Source organism: Pseudarthrobacter sp. B4EP4b, from assembly GCF_006680095.1.
GTDB lineage: Bacteria > Actinomycetota > Actinomycetes > Actinomycetales > Micrococcaceae > Arthrobacter.
Genome location: NZ_VHIJ01000058.1, coordinates 31,995 through 50,571 on the forward strand (window position 1 = coordinate 31,995; position 18,577 = coordinate 50,571).

Sequence of the window (18,577 nt, forward strand, 5' to 3'; positions counted from 1 at the left end):
TCCTTACTGTGGTTGAGAGCAACGCGGGGTCACTTTTGGCCCATTAAAGGCCTAATATTGGGCGTTTACTGACCCCGCGTTGCGTTCGGATGGGGATGCCTGGGCGAGGTAGGCGTCCAGGGTGGCGGAACGGTGCAGGCGGGCTGCCTTTTCGATCGAGTCGGCGTCTGCTCCGGTTTCGATCAACTGGAGCAGTGCCTCGTGCTCATCCACGGAGTCGTGGGCGCGACCGGGGACGAAGCGGAAGGTGGAGGACCGCAGTGCTGCCAGCCGGTTCCAGCCGCGGTGCACGAGGTCCAGGATGTGCGGGTTGGGGCAGTGTTCGAACAAAACGCTGTGGAAGTCCTGGTTAAGCCGGGTGAAGCGGACCGGGTCAAAGTGCTCCAGGCATTCGCGCATCTCCTCATTCACGGCGCGGGCCCGGGCAATCGCCACGGAATCGATCAGCGGTGCGGACAACGCCGTGGCGGCGCCCTCCACAATGCTGAGGGTCTGCATGGTGTAGAGGTATTCCGTGGGATCAATCCCGGCCACCGTGGCGCCGACGTTCCGTTCGAACGTGACCAGGCCCTCGGCCTCCAAGCGGCGGATGGCTTCCCGGACCGGGACCACGCTGAATCCCAGGTCCTTGGCGATGCTGCCCAGGACCAGGCGGTATCCAGGAGTGTAGGTCCCCTCGATGATCCGTGCCTTCACGGCCTGGTAGGCCTGCTCGGACTTGCTGCCGGGGGCGGCGGCAAGCTCAGCCACTGCTTCAGTCATCAGCGTTGCCCGCTTTCCATTCCTGGTACTTGGCCTGCCATTCGGCGTTCATCGGGTAGAGGCCGTCCACGCTGTTGCCCTGCTTGACCATTTCGAAGATGAAGGTTTCTTCCTGCTCCTGGGCGATGCAGTCGTCCACCAGTTCTTCGGCGATGGCCGGTGGGATCACCAGGATGCCGTCGGAGTCGGCCACGATGATGTCGCCGGGCTGGACGGTGGCGCCGCCGCAGGCGATGGTGATGTCCGTGTCCCACGGGATGTGGCGGCGGCCCAGCACGGCCGGGTGCGGGTTGGCGAAATATGTGGGCATGTCCAAACCGGCCACGGCGGTGTAGTCGCGGACGCCGCCGTCGGTGATGATGGCCGCGGCGCCGCGGACCTGGGCGCGCAGGGCCAGGATGTCGCCCACGGTGCCGGTGCCCTTTTCGCCGCGGGCTTCCATGACGAGGATTTCGCCCTCGTTGACGGAGTCGATGGCCTGCTTTTGGGCGTTGAATCCGCCGCCGTGGGTCTTGAAGAGGTCCTCGCGGTTGGGGACGTACCGCAGGGTCCGGGCCAGGCCGACGACGCGGCGGTCCGGCCGGGTGGACTGCAGCCCGTCGATGCTGACGTTGTTAAGGCCGCGCTTGCGCAGCTGGGAAGACAGCGTGGCTGTGGCCACGCTCTCCAGCTTTGCTTTCAGCTCGGGGGAGAGGGAAGGCGCGACGACGGTACCCGCCTCAGTCTCTTCGACCGCCGGGAGGCCGGCTGCTTCGCGTGAACCCCACGCCTCCTCCCGCTGCAGGTCATCAACCTTCGGTCCGGCACCAAAGTCCGCGAACGGCGTCGTGCCTTCCTCAACGGTGGTGACCAGCCGGCCCGTGGTGAGCTCCCCTGCGGAGACCTCCACCTCGAGGACGTCACCCGGCCTGGCAACGGACGCTCCGGCGGGGGTGCCGGTGAGGATGATGTCGCCCTCTTCGAGGGTGAGCAGCTGGGACAGGTCCGCGACCAGCCGGGCGAACGGGAAGAGCAGGTCCTCCGTGGAGTCGTCCTGGACCAGCTGCCCGTTGTGCCAGGTGCGGATCCGCAGGCCGGCGGGGTCGACGGCGTCTGCCGGGATCAGTGCCGGACCCACAGGAGTGAACCCGTCACCACCCTTGGACCGGAGGTTCGAGCCCTTGTCCGCCCAGCGCAGGTCGTACACGCCCAGGTCATTACTGGCCGTAACTGCGGCGACATGGCTCCACGCGTCATCGATCCCGACACGGCGGGCCGCCTTGCCGATGACCAAGGCAATCTCGCCCTCGTAGCCCAGCAGTTCACAGCCCGCGGGACGTTCGACGGCGTTCCCGGTCAGGGAAAGCGACGACGACGGCTTGAGAAAGTAGGACGGCTGGGCCGGCGTGCGTCCCCGCTGCGCAGCCCGGCTGGGGTAGTTGATGTGCACCGCGATCACCTTTCGTGCCGCGGCGAGGGTGTCCCCGTTGACCTGCTCCAAAGCATCTCCTACTGAAGTACGAAATCGTATACGATCACTCTCACGCTTCGACCCAACCTTTGTCAACCCCTTGGTGCTTGCCAATTCCGTCGCCCTTGTCGTGCGCATCACACCTGGCGTACAGTGTTGCTCCACAGCATGGTTTTCTCATATGGAAACCCAAATTCTATTATCGAACACTTATCCTTTGGCTCCCAGCCACACAACGAAGTGAGGAATCCCGTGCAGTTTCACCACCACGGTTACGTATCCGGAGACCCGCGGGTAAAGCCGGCAGCCGGCGTCGGCCTCAACCGGCCCGATGAACTCCCGGACGAGGTTGACGTCCTGATCGTCGGCACCGGTCCGGCGGGAATGCTCGCCGCAGCGCAGCTTTCGATGTTCCCCAACGTCACCACGCGGATCATCGAACGCCGCCCCGGACGGCTCGCGATCGGCCAGGCCGACGGTATCCAGGCGCGCAGCGTGGAGACTTTCCAGGCCTTCGGCTTCGCTGAGCGGATCATCGCCGAGGCCTACCGCATCACCGAGATGGCGTTCTGGAAGCCCGACCCCGCGAACCACGCCAACATCATCCGCAGCGCCCGTGCTGTGGACGACGAGATGGGCATCAGCGAGTTCCCGCACCTCATCGTCAACCAGGCCCGCGTGCTGGACTACTTCGCCGAATTCGCCGCCAATTCGCCCACCCGCCTGAAGCCCGACTACGGGTATGAGTTCCAGTCACTGAGCGTCGCGAACGAAGGCGAATACCCCGTCACCGTCACACTGCTCCACACCGCGGGTCCCAACGAGGGCCAGGAACGCGTGGTCCGTGCCAAGTACGTGGTGGGGGCCGACGGCGCGCGCAGCAAAGTACGCGCAGCAATTGGCTGCACCTTGGCCGGAGACCAGGCCAACCACGCCTGGGGTGTCATGGACACCCTCGCCGTCACCGACTTCCCCGATATCCGCACCAAGTGCGCCATCCAGGGCGAAAAGGGCAGCATCCTGCTGATCCCGCGCGAAGGCGGCCACCTGTTCCGCATGTACGTGGACCTCGGCGAGGTGGACCCGGCCACCCACCACGCCGTGCGGAACACCAGCATCGAGCAGATCATTGAGAAGGCCAACGAGATCCTCCACCCCTACACCCTCGACGTGCGGAACGTGGCGTGGCACAGCGTCTATGAGGTGGGGCACCGGCTGACTGACAGGTTCGACGACGTCCTGCCGGAGGAGCGCGGCACGCGTACCCCGCGGGTGTTCATCACCGGCGACGCCTGCCACACGCACAGCGCCAAAGCCGGCCAGGGCATGAACGTCTCCATGCAGGACGGGTTCAACATCGCGTGGAAGCTGGGGCATGTGCTTGAGGGCCGCAGCCCGGAGAGCCTGCTGTCCACCTACTCCGCCGAACGGCAGGTGGTGGCAAAGAACCTCATCGACTTCGACAAGGAATGGTCCACCATGATGGCCAAGAAGCCCGAGGAGTTCGAAAACCCCTCGGACCTCGAGGATTTCTACGTGCGCACCGCCGAGTTCCCGGCCGGTTTCATGACCGAATACGCGCCGTCCATGCTGGTGGCCCCCGCCAAGCACCAGGCGCTGGCCACGGGCTTCCCGGTGGGCAAGCGCTTCAAATCGGCACCCGTGGTGCGCGTGGGCGACACCAACTCGCTCCACCTCGGCCACCACGCCACGGCCGACGGGCGCTGGCGCATCTACGTCTTCGCTGACGCGGCACCCGCAGGAGCGCACTCAGGGGTGGCCGACTTCGCCGAGTGGATCGCTAGCTCGCCGGACTCGCCCCTGGCTGCAACGCCGTCGGACGCTGATCCGGACGCCTGGTTCGACCTGAAGGTGATTTACCAGCAGCCGCACACGGCCGTGGACATCGGACAGGTTCCCGCCGTCTTCAAGCCGCAGGTGGGCCCGTTCAAGCTGACGGACTACGAGAAGGTGTACGCCTCCGATCCCGCTGCTGACATTTTTGACCAGCGCGGCTTGGACCGCGGCGGCGTGGTGGTGGTGGTCCGCCCGGACCAGTACGTGGCGAATGTCCTGCCGCTCACGGCGACGGCCGAGCTGGGGGAGTTCTTCTCCGCCCTGCTGAAGCCGCACCAGGCCTCGGGTCAGCCGCTGACGGTCTGAGCTGTCCTGTACTCCGCGGCGGCATAGACGCCGAGGATGCGCACCTCGGTGGTGAAGAAGTCCAGTTCCTCGAGGGCCAGCTTCAGCGGCAGGTCCTCGGGGTGGCCTTCCACGTCGGCCATAAACATGGTGGCGGCGAACTCGTCGCCCACCATGTAGCTTTCCAGCCGGGTCATGTTCACGCCGTTGGTGGCGAACCCGCCCAGCGCCTTGTACAGGGCTGACGGTACGTTGCGGACCCGGAACACAAAGCTGGTGACGGCCGGCCCGGGGAGTTCGTCCCGGGCCGGCAGCGCCGTTTCCCGGGCCAGGACCACAAAACGGGTGGTGTTGGAGGGATCGTCCTCAACCCGCGAGGCCAGTACCTCCAGGCCGTAAATCTGCGCGGCGAGCGGGGGAGCGAGGGAGAGTTTTCGCGGATCGTTCCACTCCGCAACTTCGCGCGCCGATCCCGCTGTGTCGCCGGCGATGACCGGCTTGAGCCCGTGCTCGCGGATCAGCTTCCGGCACTGGCCCAGGGCGTGGATGTGGCTGTGGACCTCGGTGGCACCGTCGATGGTGCTGCCCGGGATGCCCAGCAGGTCGAAGTGGATGGGCAGGAAGTACTCGCCCACAATCTGCAGGTTGGACTGGGGCAGGAGGATATGGATGTCCGCCACCCGGCCGGCGATCGAATTCTCAATGGGAATCATGCCGAGGTCCGCCTCGCCGCTGGACACGAGTTCAAACGCGTCCTCAAAGCTCGCGCAGGGCACGCTTTCCATGTCCGGGAACATCTGTTTGCACGCGATATTGGAGTTGGCGCCGGGCTCACCCTGGTACGCAATCTTGGAGGCCATGATCCGTATGGTTTCACGCGCGCGGGCCCGTTGGGAAAACAGGCCCGCGATGCTACGCGGGGGTGACACGCAGCCAGAGGTACTGGCGCGGGAGGAGCGTGACGCCCTCGTCCAGCTGCAGGCCGGCTTCGGAGAGAAGGTCGACGGCGGCGCTTGCGTATCCGGAGAAGGTTTCGGCGGGCAGGGACTGCGGCTGGTCGCTGAAGTTGGCCAGTGCTAGGATCCACGATTGCCACCCGGGGCGCTGGTAGGCCAGGACGCTGCGGTTGTTGGTGGCGAAGTCGATGAGCCGGGTGCCGGCAAGTTCGGGCGTGGCCGCCCGGACCTCGATCATCCGCTTTAGGCCCGCAAAGACCGCGCCTTCGGGGGTGGAAGGATCCTGGTGGCGGGCGTACTGCTCCGCCGGGTAATGCGGCCGGTGGACCCAGCGGCTGTCCGCTTCGTGCCCCGGCTCGGAGGCGTAGCCGTAGTCATTCACCTGGCCCACCTCGTCACCCAGGTACAGCAGCGGAATGCCGCCCGTGCTGAAGGCAACTGCGTGGGCCAGGAGGATCCGCTCCACCGCCTCGGCCGGGTCAATTTCCATGCCGCACAGGGACGCCGTCGTGCCTGAAATCCTGCAGTCCCCGGTCTTGGGGTTGTCCTGGAAGGGCACGCCGCGGGCGAAGCTGCCCGGGAAGCGGTTGACGTAGAAGGAGTTCAGGAACCGCCGGTGGTCGAAGCCGTTGATGCCCAGTTCCGCGGCGTCCTCGTCGGCGAAGGTCCAGCCGATGTCGTCGTGGCTGCGGACGTAGTTCACCCAGGAGGTGCCCTCCGGGATGTTGTGCCGGCGCTCCAGTGCCTGGGCCAGGAGCGAGGCGTCACGGGTGGCCAGGGCCTCCCAGATCAGGGCCATCTGCAGCGGGTTGTAGGAGATCTGGCATTCGGCGGGGTCGATGTAGAGGGCCACCTCGTCCGGGTGCACGATGGCCTCGGACTTGAACAGCAGTGACGGCGCCGCGAGCCGGCAGACGGCGTTGAAGGCCTGCAGCAGGGTGTGGGCTTCGGGAAGGTTTTCGCAGGGGGTGCCCAGCTGCTTCCAGATGAACGCCACCGCGTCCATGCGCAGGATGTCCACGCCCTGGTTGGCCAGGAACAGCATTTCGCCGGCCATGGCGCGGAACACGTCCGGGTTGGAGTAGTTCAGGTCCCACTGGTAGGTGTGGAACGTGGCCCACACCCAGCGGCCGTCCTCCATCCGGATAAAAGAACCGGGGTGGTTCTCGGGGAAGATCTCCCGCACGTTCTGTTCGAAGGCGTCCGGCATGGTGCGGTCCGGGAAGATCCAGTAGTAGTCGCTGAATTCGGAATCACCGGCGGCAGCGCGCCTGGCCCACTCATGCTCGTCCGAGGTGTGGTTGAAGATGAAGTCCACCACCAGGCTGATCCCGTTGGCCTTGAGCTCCGCTGCCAGATCCCGGAGCTGCTCCATGGTGCCGAGTTTCGGGTTGACCTGGCGGTAGCTGGAGACTGCGTAGCCGCCGTCGGAGTGCGGTTCGGGTGCCAGGAACAGCGGCATCAGGTGCAGGTAGGTGAGTCCTAGTTCCTTGAAGTACGGGATGCGGCTCCGGACTCCCTCCAGGTTTTCGGCATACCGGTCAACGTAGCAAACGCCGCCCAGCATGGTGTTGGCCTGGAACCATCCGGGGTTGGCCTCCCGCTCGCCATCGATGGCCTTCAGCTCCGCCGGGCGGTCCTGCCACGAGCGCGCGCATTGCAGGACCAGTGCCGTGAGCTGGTCCAGCCAGTCCCCGCGGGAACCGTACAGCGAATGGAACAGCCGGAGGAGGTCCGGGAAGTGCCGGTGGAACCGCTGCTCGAAGTCAGTTCCTGCGCTGACGTCCGCCCGGGCAATGGCCTCGACGACGTGCTGCCGCGCCGTCTCATCCACACTGGCGAGTTCCTGCATCAAGGGGCCCCTTCCGGCCGGCGGGTCCGGCAATTTCTGGTCTAGGGCAGTATGCCATGGAGGTGCGGTTCAGGTGGCGGCGCCGGTCCTGAGCAGCAGGACTTGGTGCACTTCTTCCAGGGAAGCGGCGATTTCCTCGCGATCCACCCCCGCCAGGTACTGGAGAACCAGGCCGTCCAGTGAAGCAAACAGCGTCCGCGCAACCACGTGGACGTTGTGGGTCAACCCGGAGGCCCGGAGGCCATCGGCCAGGGCCTCGATGTAATTGTCGTAGAGGGCGGACACCGATGCGGCGAGCTCGGGGCGGCGCCGCGCCTCAAGGATCATTTCGTACTGGAAAACCTGCAACTCCGGCTCGGACAGCAATAATTCCAGCAGTGACTCCGTAAAGGGCTGCCCCAGGTCAGCGGCCTCGCGGAGCCTGGACGAACTGATCGACTGCTCCGCGGCCCATTCGAGGGCGGCCGCGATCAGCGCATCGCGCGATCCGAAGTGGTGTGCCACCAGGGTGTTGTTGACGCCTGCGGCTTCTGCTACTGAGCGATAGGTAAGGCCGCGCAGGCCTTTTGCGGCCACCACCCCCACTGCGGCGCGGAGCAGGGCCTCCTTGCCGGTCCCGTATTTCGACGAGGCTGCAGCTGCGGCAGTGGTCTTCATACGCCGAGTCTAGCCAGTGCAGGCAACCGCCATAATTTCACCATTGACTTAAACTAAGCAACTGCTTAGATTTGATTCCACCGGTGACATAGCTCACTGGAAGCCTCTGCCAGCTCTGGCTCCCTATCCCAAAACTCACCGTTACCGGCCCCGTCCGGCACCACTTGCTTGGAGAAAACCATGTCAGAACCTCTGCAGTTCACCACCTCATCGGTCCTCGATCCGGCCAAAAACGAGCCATTCGAACTCGGCCGGGTCCAATGGGTCCGCAGGTTCGGGGAGGGGGAACGGCCGACTCTTGCCTGTGGATACTGGCACGTCCACCCTGACGAGGCACCGGAACCCTTCGACCTCCTGATCCATGCCGACGAGACCATCTCGATCATTGACGGACACCTTCGCATCGAAGTGGAGGGCGGAGACACCTACGATCTGACTTCCGGCGGCGCGGCATCCTTCAACAAGGGGTCCCGAACCAGGTGGTCGGTCCTGGCGCCCACCGTCGAGTTCTTCGTGTACTCCTAGGTTGGAAACCGCAATGGCGCAGAACCCGGATACCGAGCTGCACGACGTCGTGGTGGTCGGGGCAGGCTTCGCAGGTTTGACCGCGGCCCGCGAGCTCAGCAGGCGTGGCTTGTCCGTCCAGATTGTCGAAGCCCGGCGCCGGATCGGCGGGCGGACCTGGCTTGATCACCGGCTGGGCCGGGACCTGGAAATCGGCGGCACGTGGGTGCATTGGACGCAGCCCTACGTGTGGGCCGAGTTGAAGCGTTACGGCCTGGACACCACGCCCAGCCCCGACCCGGAACGTGCCTACTGGTGGGCGGCGGGCGCACGCCACGAGGGCGCGCCGGATGAGTTGCTTGCGCTGATAGGACAGACGAACGGCGACTTCGTCAAGGAGTCACGCACCTACTTTCCGGAACCCTTCAAACCGTTGGCCCGCGAAGATTTCAAAGCCATTGACGAGGTATCTGTCCTGGCGCGGATCCGTGAGCAGTTCCCGGCCGGAGCCGCACGCGATGTCCTGGAATCGTTCTGGACCCTGAACTTCAACGGTCCGCTGGAGAACGCTGCCCTGACCCAGGCGCTCCGCTGGGTGGCACTGACCAACGGCGACTGGGCGCTCAACTTCGAAGCCTGTGCCACGTATAAGATCCGGGGTGGAACAGCCGCCCTGGCAGCCGCAATACTGGCAGACTCCAAGGCCGCCGTGGAATACGGCTTCACAGTGGAAACTGTTTCGGACAACAGCGGTTCCGTGGACATCCGCAGTGTGGACGGGCGTACCGTCAGCGCGAGGACTGCGATCGTCACGGTTCCGCTGCACGCACTGAAGGCCGTGGCTTTTGAGCCTCCCCTGCCAGCCGCAAAAACTGACGGCATCTGCCTGGGCCAAGTGGCCAAAGGCGCCAAGGTCTGGCTCAGGCTCCGGGGTGAACACGCACCGTTCGTTGCGTTGGGTGGAGCGGACTGGCCACTGAACTTTTTCCAGGCGGAATACACCCAGGGCGGGGACACCATAGCCGTGGGATTCGGGCCTGACGCCGCAACGATCGACGTCGAAGACCGCGCTGCCGTCCAGGCCGAGCTGGCGCGGCTGGTTCCCGGTGCCGAGGTGCTGGAAGTGGCGAGCCACAACTGGGTCGCCGATCCGCTGTCCGGGGAAACCTGGCCCATGCACCGGACCGGCTTCCTATCCACCTTCCTGCAGTCAATGCAGGCACCGCACGGGAAGGTTCACTTTGCCGGCTCGGACATAGCCAACGGCTGGGGCGGCTTCATCGATGGCGCCATTGAGAGCGGCATGGAGGCCGCCAACGATGCCGCCTCCCTGTTGGCGGGCCGGCACCCCTGACACGCACTCCGGCGCACCGCGTTGCGCTCAAGTGCAACAACTGATCGCTCCACGACAAACACACCGGGCCCGCCCGGTGCCATGCTGAATGCAATGGTGCAGGACGGATGAAACCGCACCCTTTCCCCAGCGCTCATGACCGTTAAGAAGGATCCAATGAGTATTTCGAATTCCGAGTCCCGGACTGCCGATACAAAGCCCGCCAAGGAGCATTCCACGTCCCTCCGCGCCGGAAGCATTGGCGTGATGGGAATCCTGTTTTTTGTCCTGTCCGCCCAAGCGCCCCTAACCGGAATCGCCGGCGCTTCCCCCTTGGCTGCTGCGCTTGGCAACGGTGCCGGCGCCCCGGGCGCCTACTTGATTGTCGGCGTCGTGATTGTCATTTTCGCCGTGGGATTCGTGGCCATGAGCCGCAGGATCCAGGCCAACGGCGCCTTTTATGCCTACGTGACGGCGGCCTTCGGCAGGAAGGCAGGAGCAGGCGCGGCCTGGCTCGCGCTGCTGGCGTACAGCACGGTGCAGGCGGCGATGTACGGGCTGTACGGGGCGGCATTTTCCGGACTGCTGGCTTCCGTTGGCGTCAGCGTCCCCTGGTGGCTGCTGGCCCTGGCCACGATGGCAGGAGTTCAGGTACTGGGCTCACTCAACATCGAACTCGGCGCCAGGGTCCTGGCCCTGCTGGTGGGCTTCGAGGTGGCCATCCTGCTGATGTTCGGCCTTACGGTGCTGCTCAGCGGCGGCGGGCCCGAAGGGATCAGCATCCCGGCGTCCTTCTCCCCGGAGGCCATCGCCGCCGGCGCCCCCGGCGTAGCCATTATGTTCGCCGTGGCCTCCATGTTCGGCTTCGAATCCACCGCCATCTATTCGGCAGAAGCCAAGGACGCCCACCGCACCGTCGCGCGGGCCACCTACCTGTCAGTGGGCGTGATCGCCGTCTTCTTCTCCTTTATTTCCTGGATGCTGGTGAGCTATTACGGCCCGAGCCATGTCATGGACGCCGCCGGCGCGGCCCTCGAATCAGGCGACTCCACCAGCTTTGTGCTCAACCCCATGGTGGAACTCTTCGGTCCGTGGGCGGGCGTCACCACCGGCATCCTGCTGGTGACGTCCCTGCTGGCCGGCATCATCGCCTTCCACAACGGCATCAACCGGTACCTTCACTCCCTGGCACTTCAAGGCTCCATGCCCGCCGTCCTGGCCAGGACCAACCGCCACCGCGCCCCCGCTGTGGCCGCACGGATCCAGACGGGCACCGCCGTCGTGCTGGTGGTTCCGTTCGCGCTGCTGGCGCTGGATCCCGTGCTCACCCTGTTCTCCTGGTTCAGCGGGCTCGCTGTTGCCGCACTGCTGGTGCTGTACATCCTCTGCTCGGTGGCCGTGGTGGGATTCTTCCGGCGCGAGCGCGTGGAAGGCCAGCTCTGGCAGACTCGAGTGGCGCCGGCCCTGGCCACGCTGCTGCTGGCGTGGGTGCTGTCCCTGGTGGTCAGCAACTTCACCGCACTGATCGGCGGCAGCGCTGAAACGGCCACGGCCCTGCTGGTGGCTGTCCCGGTGATGTTCGCCGCCGGTGTCCTGGTGGAGGTCGGGATTGAACGGCGGCAGCGGCTTCACAGTTTGGGGAATGCCGGCTAACGCGCAGCGTCCTTTTCGGCAGCGAGGCGTTGGCTATAGGCCCGGTCTGGTGCAGCTGCACCGGACCGGGCCTTTCCGTGTGCGTCCGGGGTCCGGCGCGCCAGGACGCCGGCGGCGGCGAACAGCCCGACCAGCAAGACTGCTGCTGCGGCAGCAACCGTCGGGCTGCGAGGCCACAACCCGGCCAGCCCCAGGTAAGCCGGGACGGTGGCGCTCACCTGGCTGGTGAGGACCAGTGCCCAGCCGGTGAACGGCTCCACCCGGGACAGGCCCAGGGCCATCGAGGCAAAAAACAAACCCCACAGCAAAGACCAGGCCAGCCAGAGAACGGCCAGCAGGGGATCGTCGGCAAACCACGCCGCTTCCAGCAGAAGCCCAACGAAGGACACCATGCCGCAGAACCAGCCCAGCCCCTTCGACCCGAGCCCCAGCAAAAAGTCCAGGCCCACGTAGACGTACGTCAGGCCGAACAGGAACATGCCGGCGGCCGTCAGCGCTGCGCCCGCAGAGCTGCCCGGAGACAGGACGACGACGCCGAGCACCAGCTGGACGATGCCCACCACCAGGCTCAGCACGGCTGCGTCGCGCCTGGGCACGTGTCCGATGGCGGCCAGCCCGTTGATCAGCAACGCAGCGCCGGAGAGGAGGAGGCATACGTGCGGCATCAGGACGCCCCGCTGTCTGGCGAGCTATCCGAAAAGCATTTCATAAAGTGGAATATCGCTGTCACAATACGGAGATTAGCGGAAGCTGCGATGGCCGCCTAACAGTCCGCAGTCGTAATCGGATAAGTTGAAACGTAAACCTTTGGGACAGCGCCGCCCTGCGTGTGCCTGCCCTCGTTCGGCCACGTAAGGAAAAGTTCATGCATGCTCGGCTGGAGGCCATCAGGGATACAGTCCTGGCCAGAAACCCCGGTGAAGCGGAATTCCACCAAGCCATCACCGAGGTCTTCGAAAGCCTCGGTCCGGTCCACGACCGCCACCCCGAGTTCCTCGAAGCAGCCATTCTGGAGCGGCTCTGCGAACCTGAGCGGCAGATCATTTTCCGCGTCCCCTGGACGGACGATCAGGGCCGGGTGCAGATCAACCGCGGCTTCCGCGTGGAATTCAATTCAGCGCTGGGTCCCTACAAGGGCGGACTGCGGTTCCACCCCTCAGTGAACCTGGGCATCGTCAAATTCCTCGGGTTTGAGCAGATCTTCAAAAACGCGCTGACCGGCATGCCCATCGGCGGCGGCAAGGGCGGCTCCGACTTCGACCCCCGCGGCCGCAGCGACGCCGAGGTCATGCGGTTCTGTCAGTCCTTCATGACCGAGCTTTACCGCCACATCGGCGAGTACACCGATGTCCCGGCCGGCGACATCGGCGTGGGCGGGCGCGAAATCGGCTACCTCTTCGGCCAGTACAAGCGCATCACCAACCGCTACGAATCCGGCGTCCTCACCGGCAAGGGCATCTCCTGGGGCGGGTCCCTGGTGCGGCCGGAAGCCACTGGTTTCGGGACCGTCATCTTCACCAGCGAAATGCTCAAAACCCGCGGACTCTCCTTCGACGGGCAGCGCGTGGTGGTCTCCGGTTCCGGCAACGTGGCCATCAATGCCATCGCGAAAGCCCAGGCATTGGGCGCCACTGTGGTTGCCTGCTCAGACTCCAGCGGCTACATCATCGACGAGGCCGGGATCGACGTTCCGCTGCTGCGCCAGATCAAGGAAGTGGAGCGCGCCCGGCTCAAGGAGTACGGCGTCCGCAAGCCGGGCGCCACCTACGTGGACGGCGGCTCGGTGTGGGATGCCGGCGCCACTGTGGCGCTGCCGTGCGCAACGCAGAACGAGCTCGACGGCGATGCTGCCGCGGCCCTGGTGCGCGGCGGCCTGGTCGCCGTGGGTGAGGGCGCCAACATGCCGAGCACACCCGACGCCGTCGCGGTCTTCCAGCAGGCAGGGGTCCTGTTCGCGCCCGGCAAGGCAGCCAACGCCGGTGGAGTTGCCACCTCCGCACTGGAGATGCAGCAGAACGCCAGCCGCGATTCCTGGTCCTTCGAGCACACCGAGCAGCGCCTGACGGACATCATGGTGGGAATCCATGGCCTGTGCGCCGCCACCGCCGAAGAATACGGTGCCCCCGGGGACTATGTCCTGGGCGCGAACATCGGCGGGTTCGTCAAGGTCGCCGACGCCATGCTGGCACAGGGGCTGATCTAGGCTCCAAGCCGGCGCCAGCCCGCCGTCGTACGCCCCTGCCACTGCAACGCGGGGTCACTTACGGCCCCTCCCGGCCGGAAAATTGGGCCATAAGTGACCCCGCGTTGGTTGGATCAGGCCTGGCGGCGCCAGTCGGTGGGGGACAGGCCGAAGGCGTCGCGGAAGGTGCGGCTGAAGTGGGCCGCGTCCAGGAAGCCCCAGCGGGCAGCGACTGTACTGACGGACTTCCCTGCGTGCAGCGGATCGCGCAGATCGCGGCGCGCGCCGTCCAGGCGCTGGCTCCGGATCCAGCTGGCCACCGTGGTGCCGGACTCGTGGAAGACGTTGTGCAGGTGCCGGGTGGAGATGAAGTGGGCAGCAGCAATGCTGGCCGGGGACAGCAGCGGGTCGGAAAGGTTGGCCTCGATGTACTCACGGATGGCGGCGGCCAGCAGCGCCTGCGGTTTCATCCGGTCCGGAGCGATGTCCATCTCCGCATGCAGCATGGTGGACACCAGGTCCAGGGCGTTGGCGGCCAGCCGTGAGCCGCTGGGGCCGCCCAGGACTTCAAGGTTTTCGGAGAGCTGGCGGATGAACTGCCCCACAATCCCGCTCAGTCCGGTACCGCCTGCCATCCTGACGGCGGCGAGCTGGCCGACGTAATCCGTGGGCAACGTGAGGGCATCGCAGGGAAACATCACCACCATCATCCGGGCCTGCTCCTCGAACGCCAGGGTGTAGGGGCGGTTGGTGTCGTAGATGGCCAGATCGCCCGGCTCGAGGAGTGCCTCGCGGTTGTCCTGGATCAGCAGGCCGGTGCCCTCGAGCTGGAGGTTCAGCTTGAAGTAGCGCTCGCCGGCCTGGGCAATGAGCGCCGGAGTGCGGTGGACCTCGTGGGATGTGGCCGTCACTTCCACGATGGACATCCGGTCCAGCACGCGCGAGCGCAGCTGTCCGCGGAAGCCGTCCACGTCTGCCGTGCGTGCCGTGAGCGGCACAAAGGATTCGGCCACAAGATGCTTCCAGTCGTCAAAAGTCCGGGCAACACTGGTGGTGACGTCCTGGCTGGTGGGTGCGGTAGCGGTGAGCATGGATGTTCCTGTCGACGGGCGGCCATCTGGCGTTCCCCAAGAACTGTGTCCTGGAACACAGTCCTATGAGGTTAGCCCCCGTTGCCATCTTTTTTCAACACTTGGCGAAAAAAGAATTCCTGGCTACTTGTTCTTCCCCCGGGCGGCGACAGTCCACCGGTCCACGAGCTCGCCCTGGCTGACCACCGCCACGTCGTCCACGAGGTTCATCGCGAGGCAGACGTGGTTGGGGATGACCCGAAGCTTTGTGCCAATGGGCGGCGGTGTGCCGTCCCCGTGCCATTCCACCGTCGCATGGTGCTCGGACAACGCCGTGATCCTCGCATCGGGGTGGTCCATTAGCCGGCCAAATCCGCTGGCCCAGGCCGGCCGGTCGCTGCCCAGGATCTTGCTGCCGGCGTCGAGGATAAACCGCGGCGGGGTGCCGGGAGCTGTGCTGTGGTGGCTGACCACCGTTGCCGCAACCGTCAAGGCGATGTCTTCAAGCGCGCAGCGGCCCAGTTCCAGTTGTTGGGCGTCGCCAAAGACGTAGACGCCGGGCCGCACTTCGGTGGCGGACGAGCCCTCGGTGAGGAGCGCCGTCGGGGTGGATCCTCCGCTTCGCACGGCCGCCTCGAAGCCTGCCGCGCTCAGTGTTTCTGCTGCCTGGCGCAGGGCCTCCTGCTCCTGGGCCGCCGCCTCAACCGGCATCCCCGGCGCGTAGCTGTGGCCGGGAAAGGTGAAGACCCCGGCAACGTTGAGTCCGGCGTCGGACGCCGCCCACGCAACGGCCGCAGCGGCTTCCGGCTGGACGCCGCTGCGGTGGTGGCCGCTGTCGATCTCCACCAGCACGCTGACACCTCCGGCAGCATCGCCGAGGCCTGCCCCGAGTGCGGCAGCACCGGATTCGGAGTCCACGCCCACCGAAATTTTCGTGGTTGCGGCCAACCGACGGATCCGCTCCGCCTTCTGCGGTGAGAGCCACAGGGGGTAGGCGATGAAGAGGTCCTTCACGCCCGCCGCGGCGAACACTTCGGCCTCCCCGATGGTGGCCACAGTCAGCCCTGCTGCCCCGGCGGCGAGCTGCCGTGCCGCGATCTCCGGGATCTTGTGGGTCTTGGCATGCGGGCGCAGGGCGAGCCCTTTCGCCTTCACGGCCTGTGCCATCCGCTCGATGTTCCGGTCCAGGATGTCTACGTCCACCAGGATTTCGGGCGTATCGACGTCGGCGGGAATGGGTGCGGCGGCACTCTCCACGTTCACTGCTGCGTTCACCGGGAAGACGGCTGGGTCAGCAGGGCAAGGAAGCCCTCGAGCTGGCGGTCGTGCCCGAAGTCCGTGCGTCCCGCCGGAGCAAGGGCGGCTTCAATCTGCGCGCCGAGCAGCATGTTCAGGAGCTGGCCCGCCAATGCGGTGTCGTCGACGGCGGTACTGACGTCGCCAGCCTCCCGCGCCTCCTTGAGGTGGCGCCGGATGGCGGTGAGCCACTCGTCCATGGACTGCTGATGGATCACGGCCTTTTGGGGATCGTTGACGGCTTTCTGCCAGAAGGGGATCACGATCCGTGCCTCGTTGATGCGCTCCTCATCGAGCGGCAAGACTTCGAGGCAAAAGGCCCGCAGCGCTGCCAGGCCGGTCTGGCCCGCGGTGACCTCGGCAATCCTCTGGTTGGTCCGGTTGAAGACATGGCTGAAGGCGAACTCCAACAACGTGTCCTTGGTGGGGAAGTACGGCTTTAGGGCGCCGTTGGCGAAGCCCGCCTCCATGGCAATCTCGCGCATCGTGGCGCCTTCAAGTCCGTTCCGGGCGATGATCCGCCAGGTGGCGTCCACCAGCTCCAGGCGCCGCTCGTCATGGTCAACAATCTTTGGCACCGCAGCTGCTCCCTGAAAAATATTCTTGCCCAAACCCTTGTGAGCCATCTTACGTAGAGCTTATTCTCTACAACTATAGAAAATAAACCGGCCGACCCCGCAGCGGTCCGATCAAAGGCTCACCCATGACGCTCGCACCAGTTGAAACAACCCCGGCATTCGGCCTGGCCACGGCCCCGGAGATCCTCGAGGTCCAGTCCATCCTGCAGCAGGAGGGTCTGCTCGGGCCGCAGCACCGGATTGCCTACCTGGGCCTCCTGGACCCGGCCCGGCCAGGCGCGCCCGCAGCCGGGGGCAACCAGGCCCAGGACCGGCGCTTCCGGATCTTCATCCACGACGTCTCCGGGGCTGCGCCAACCGACGCCATCGTTTCCCTCACGCACCAAAGGGTGGAATCCGCCGTCACCCTGGATACCGCCCGGACCGGCGAACTGCCCGTGCTTGAAGAAGAATTCGAGGTGGTCGAGTCCCTGTTGGCCACGGACGAGCGCTGGCTGGACGCTTTGGCCGCCCGGGACCTCGACGTGGCAAAGGTCCGTGTGGCCCCGCTGTCCGCCGGCGTGTTCGAGTATGCCGAGGAGAAGGGGCGCCGGATCCTGCGTGGGCTCGCTTTTGTGCAGGACTTCCCGGAGGACAGTGCGTGGGCGCACCCCGTGGACGGGCTGGTGGCTTACGTGGATGTGGTGAACAAGGAAGTCACCCAGGTCATCGACCTCGGCGTGATGCCCGTTCCGGCCGAGCACGGCAACTACACGGATCCGGAACTGACCGGGCCGCTCCGCACCACCCAAAAGCCCATCAGCATCACCCAGCCCGAAGGGCCCAGCTTCACCGTCACCGGCGGCAACCACGTGGAGTGGGAAAAGTGGAGCGTCGACGTCGGGTTTGACGTCCGCGAAGGCGTGGTCCTGCACAACCTCGGCTTCCGCGACGGAGGCCGGGTGCGGCCCATCATCAACCGCGCGTCGATCGCCGAAATGGTGGTCCCGTACGGGGACCCGTCGCCCATCCGCTCCTGGCAAAACTACTTCGACACCGGCGAATACCTGGTGGGCCAGTACGCCAACTCCCTGGAGCTCGGCTGCGACTGCCTGGGCGACATCACCTACCTGAGCCCCGTCATTAGCGACGCCTTCGGCAACCCGCGCGAGATCCGCAAGGGCATCTGCATGCACGAGGAGGACTGGGGCATCCTGTCCAAGCACTCGGACCTTTGGACCGGGATCAATTACACCCGCCGCAACCGCCGCCTGGTGATCTCCTTCTTCACCACCATCGGCAACTACGACTACGGCTTCTACTGGTACTTGTACCTGGACGGCACCATCGAGTTTGAAGCCAAGGCCACCGGCGTCGTCTTCACCTCGGCGTTCCCCGAGGGCGGCTCGGACAACATCTCGCAGCTGGCGCCCGGCCTTGGCGCGCCGTTCCACCAGCATCTGTTCAGTGCGCGGCTGGACATGGCCATCGACGGCTTCACCAACCGGGTGGAAGAGGAGGACGTTGTCCGCCAGGCGATGGGCGAAGGCAACGAGCGCGGCAACGCCTTCTCCCGCAAGCGGACCGTGCTGGCCCGCGAATCCGAAGCGGTCCGGGAAGCAGATGCCCGTGCCGGCCGGACCTGGATCATCTCCAACCCCGAATCACGGAACCGGCTGGGCGAGCCGGTGGGCTACAAACTCCATTCGCACAACCAGCCCACGCTGCTGGCAGATCCGGGCTCGTCCATCGCGAAGCGGGCAGCCTTTGCCACCAAGGACTTGTGGGTGACCCGCTACGCCGAGGACGAGCGCTACCCCACCGGCGACTTCGTCAACCAGCACTCCGGCGGCGCCGGTTTGCCTGCCTACGTGGCGAAAGACCGGGAACTCGACGGCCAGGACCTCGTGGTGTGGCACACCTTCGGCCTCACCCACTTCCCGCGGGTGGAAGACTGGCCCATCATGCCCGTGGACACTGTGGGCTTCAAGCTCCGCCCGGAAGGCTTCTTCGACCGCAGCCCGGTGCTGGACGTTCCGGCCAACCCGAACCAGCAGGCCTCCTCCTGCCACAGCGAGGGAACCACCGGTGGCTCCTGCCACTAGCCTCGCGGCAGGTGCGGCGTCCGGACCGGGCGCTGCAGGAGCCGGGAGGCGTACGACG

General features: G+C 65.7%; 15 protein-coding genes. 6 read left to right on the forward strand and 9 right to left on the reverse strand.

The features are described from left to right. Nucleotides 1-51 precede the first annotated feature (51 nt). Together FNL14_RS19455 and FNL14_RS19460 are read right to left on the reverse strand one after the other, a co-directional pair. Nucleotides 52-762: a GntR family transcriptional regulator gene (locus tag FNL14_RS19455; RefSeq protein WP_142063431.1), complete on the reverse strand. Its 711-nt coding sequence runs from the start codon at nt 760-762 to the stop codon at nt 52-54. Then, a complete protein-coding gene (locus tag FNL14_RS19460) occupies nt 755-2,242 on the reverse strand; it encodes a fumarylacetoacetate hydrolase family protein (RefSeq protein ID WP_142063433.1) in 1,488 nt (495 codons plus the stop codon). Before FNL14_RS19460 ends, FNL14_RS19455 begins: the two co-directional genes overlap by 8 nt. A gap of 222 nt (nt 2,243-2,464) precedes the next feature. Between FNL14_RS19460 and FNL14_RS19465 the strand changes: the two genes are divergently transcribed. Continuing rightward, the gene (locus tag FNL14_RS19465) at nt 2,465-4,375 is read left to right on the forward strand and encodes an FAD-binding monooxygenase (protein WP_142063436.1); all 1,911 of its coding nucleotides are present in this window, start codon (nt 2,465-2,467) and stop codon (nt 4,373-4,375) included. Here the strand turns inward: FNL14_RS19465 and FNL14_RS19470 are convergent. The 3 genes from FNL14_RS19470 to FNL14_RS19480 all read right to left on the reverse strand — a co-directional run bounded on the left by FNL14_RS19470 (nt 4,357) and on the right by FNL14_RS19480 (nt 7,819). Next, nucleotides 4,357-5,214, reverse strand: a complete 858-nt coding sequence (locus FNL14_RS19470; protein ID WP_142063439.1) for a prephenate dehydratase — start codon at nt 5,212-5,214, stop codon at nt 4,357-4,359. The genes FNL14_RS19465 and FNL14_RS19470 overlap by 19 nt on opposite strands. Nucleotides 5,215-5,266: 52 nt before the next feature. Continuing rightward, nucleotides 5,267-7,162 carry an amylosucrase gene (locus tag FNL14_RS19475; RefSeq protein WP_142063442.1) on the reverse strand — a complete coding sequence of 632 codons (1,896 nt, stop codon included), beginning with the start codon at nt 7,160-7,162 and terminating at the stop codon, nt 5,267-5,269. Nucleotides 7,163-7,231: 69 nt separating this feature from the next. Further along, nucleotides 7,232-7,819: a TetR/AcrR family transcriptional regulator gene (locus FNL14_RS19480; RefSeq protein WP_142063444.1), complete on the reverse strand. Its 588-nt coding sequence runs from the start codon at nt 7,817-7,819 to the stop codon at nt 7,232-7,234. 180 nt (nt 7,820-7,999) lie between these two features. Here FNL14_RS19480 and FNL14_RS19485 point away from each other — a divergent pair, with 180 nt between their 5' ends. The 3 genes from FNL14_RS19485 (at nt 8,000) to FNL14_RS19495 (ending at nt 11,309) form a co-directional block, all read left to right on the forward strand. After that, nucleotides 8,000-8,344: a cupin domain-containing protein gene (locus tag FNL14_RS19485; protein ID WP_142063447.1), complete on the forward strand. Its 345-nt coding sequence runs from the start codon at nt 8,000-8,002 to the stop codon at nt 8,342-8,344. A 13-nt stretch (nt 8,345-8,357) separates the two neighbouring features. Then, a complete protein-coding gene (locus FNL14_RS19490) occupies nt 8,358-9,677 on the forward strand; it encodes an NAD(P)/FAD-dependent oxidoreductase (RefSeq protein WP_142063450.1) in 1,320 nt (439 codons plus the stop codon). 156 nt (nt 9,678-9,833) lie between these two features. Continuing rightward, nucleotides 9,834-11,309, forward strand: coding sequence for an APC family permease (locus tag FNL14_RS19495; RefSeq protein WP_142063453.1), 1,476 nt, complete (start codon nt 9,834-9,836; stop codon nt 11,307-11,309). On the opposite strand, the gene FNL14_RS19500 is transcribed toward FNL14_RS19495, so the two are convergent. Then, nucleotides 11,306-11,974, reverse strand: coding sequence for an AmiS/UreI family transporter (locus FNL14_RS19500; protein WP_142063456.1), 669 nt, complete (start codon nt 11,972-11,974; stop codon nt 11,306-11,308). The genes FNL14_RS19495 and FNL14_RS19500 overlap by 4 nt on opposite strands. 200 nt (nt 11,975-12,174) lie before the next feature. On the opposite strand from FNL14_RS19500, the gene gdhA reads away from it, so the two are divergent. After that, nucleotides 12,175-13,512, forward strand: a complete 1,338-nt coding sequence (gdhA, locus tag FNL14_RS19505; RefSeq protein WP_142063459.1) for an NADP-specific glutamate dehydrogenase — start codon at nt 12,175-12,177, stop codon at nt 13,510-13,512. Nucleotides 13,513-13,625: 113 nt separating this feature from the next. On the opposite strand, the gene FNL14_RS19510 is transcribed toward gdhA, so the two are convergent. From FNL14_RS19510 to FNL14_RS19520, 3 genes are all read right to left on the reverse strand, one after another. Then, complete coding sequence (locus FNL14_RS19510; RefSeq protein WP_142063462.1) at nt 13,626-14,582, reverse strand: helix-turn-helix domain-containing protein; 957 nt, start codon at nt 14,580-14,582, stop codon at nt 13,626-13,628. Nucleotides 14,583-14,705: 123 nt separating this feature from the next. After that, nucleotides 14,706-15,836, reverse strand: coding sequence for an alanine racemase (locus tag FNL14_RS19515; protein WP_255470928.1), 1,131 nt, complete (start codon nt 15,834-15,836; stop codon nt 14,706-14,708). After that, on the reverse strand, nt 15,833-16,435 hold the full coding sequence (locus tag FNL14_RS19520) for a TetR/AcrR family transcriptional regulator (protein WP_142063465.1): 603 nt from the start codon (nt 16,433-16,435) through the stop codon (nt 15,833-15,835). Before FNL14_RS19520 ends, FNL14_RS19515 begins: the two co-directional genes overlap by 4 nt. A 125-nt stretch (nt 16,436-16,560) precedes the next feature. On the opposite strand from FNL14_RS19520, the gene FNL14_RS19525 reads away from it, so the two are divergent. Next, nucleotides 16,561-18,519, forward strand: a complete 1,959-nt coding sequence (locus FNL14_RS19525; RefSeq protein ID WP_142063467.1) for a primary-amine oxidase — start codon at nt 16,561-16,563, stop codon at nt 18,517-18,519. Nucleotides 18,520-18,577: the final 58 nt, after the last annotated feature.

Coding starts and splice junctions, on each gene's coding strand:
- FNL14_RS19525 (WP_142063467.1), top strand. CDS start 16,561: ATGACGCTCGCACCAGTTGAAACAACCCCGGCATTCGGCCTGGCCACG.
- FNL14_RS19475 (WP_142063442.1), bottom strand. CDS start 7,162: ATGCAGGAACTCGCCAGTGTGGATGAGACGGCGCGGCAGCACGTCGTC.
- FNL14_RS19490 (WP_142063450.1), top strand. CDS start 8,358: ATGGCGCAGAACCCGGATACCGAGCTGCACGACGTCGTGGTGGTCGGG.
- FNL14_RS19470 (WP_142063439.1), bottom strand. CDS start 5,214: ATGGCCTCCAAGATTGCGTACCAGGGTGAGCCCGGCGCCAACTCCAAT.
- FNL14_RS19455 (WP_142063431.1), bottom strand. CDS start 762: ATGACTGAAGCAGTGGCTGAGCTTGCCGCCGCCCCCGGCAGCAAGTCC.
- FNL14_RS19495 (WP_142063453.1), top strand. CDS start 9,834: ATGAGTATTTCGAATTCCGAGTCCCGGACTGCCGATACAAAGCCCGCC.
- FNL14_RS19510 (WP_142063462.1), bottom strand. CDS start 14,582: ATGCTCACCGCTACCGCACCCACCAGCCAGGACGTCACCACCAGTGTT.
- FNL14_RS19480 (WP_142063444.1), bottom strand. CDS start 7,819: ATGAAGACCACTGCCGCAGCTGCAGCCTCGTCGAAATACGGGACCGGC.
- gdhA (WP_142063459.1), top strand. CDS start 12,175: ATGCATGCTCGGCTGGAGGCCATCAGGGATACAGTCCTGGCCAGAAAC.
- FNL14_RS19500 (WP_142063456.1), bottom strand. CDS start 11,974: ATGCCGCACGTATGCCTCCTCCTCTCCGGCGCTGCGTTGCTGATCAAC.
- FNL14_RS19485 (WP_142063447.1), top strand. CDS start 8,000: ATGTCAGAACCTCTGCAGTTCACCACCTCATCGGTCCTCGATCCGGCC.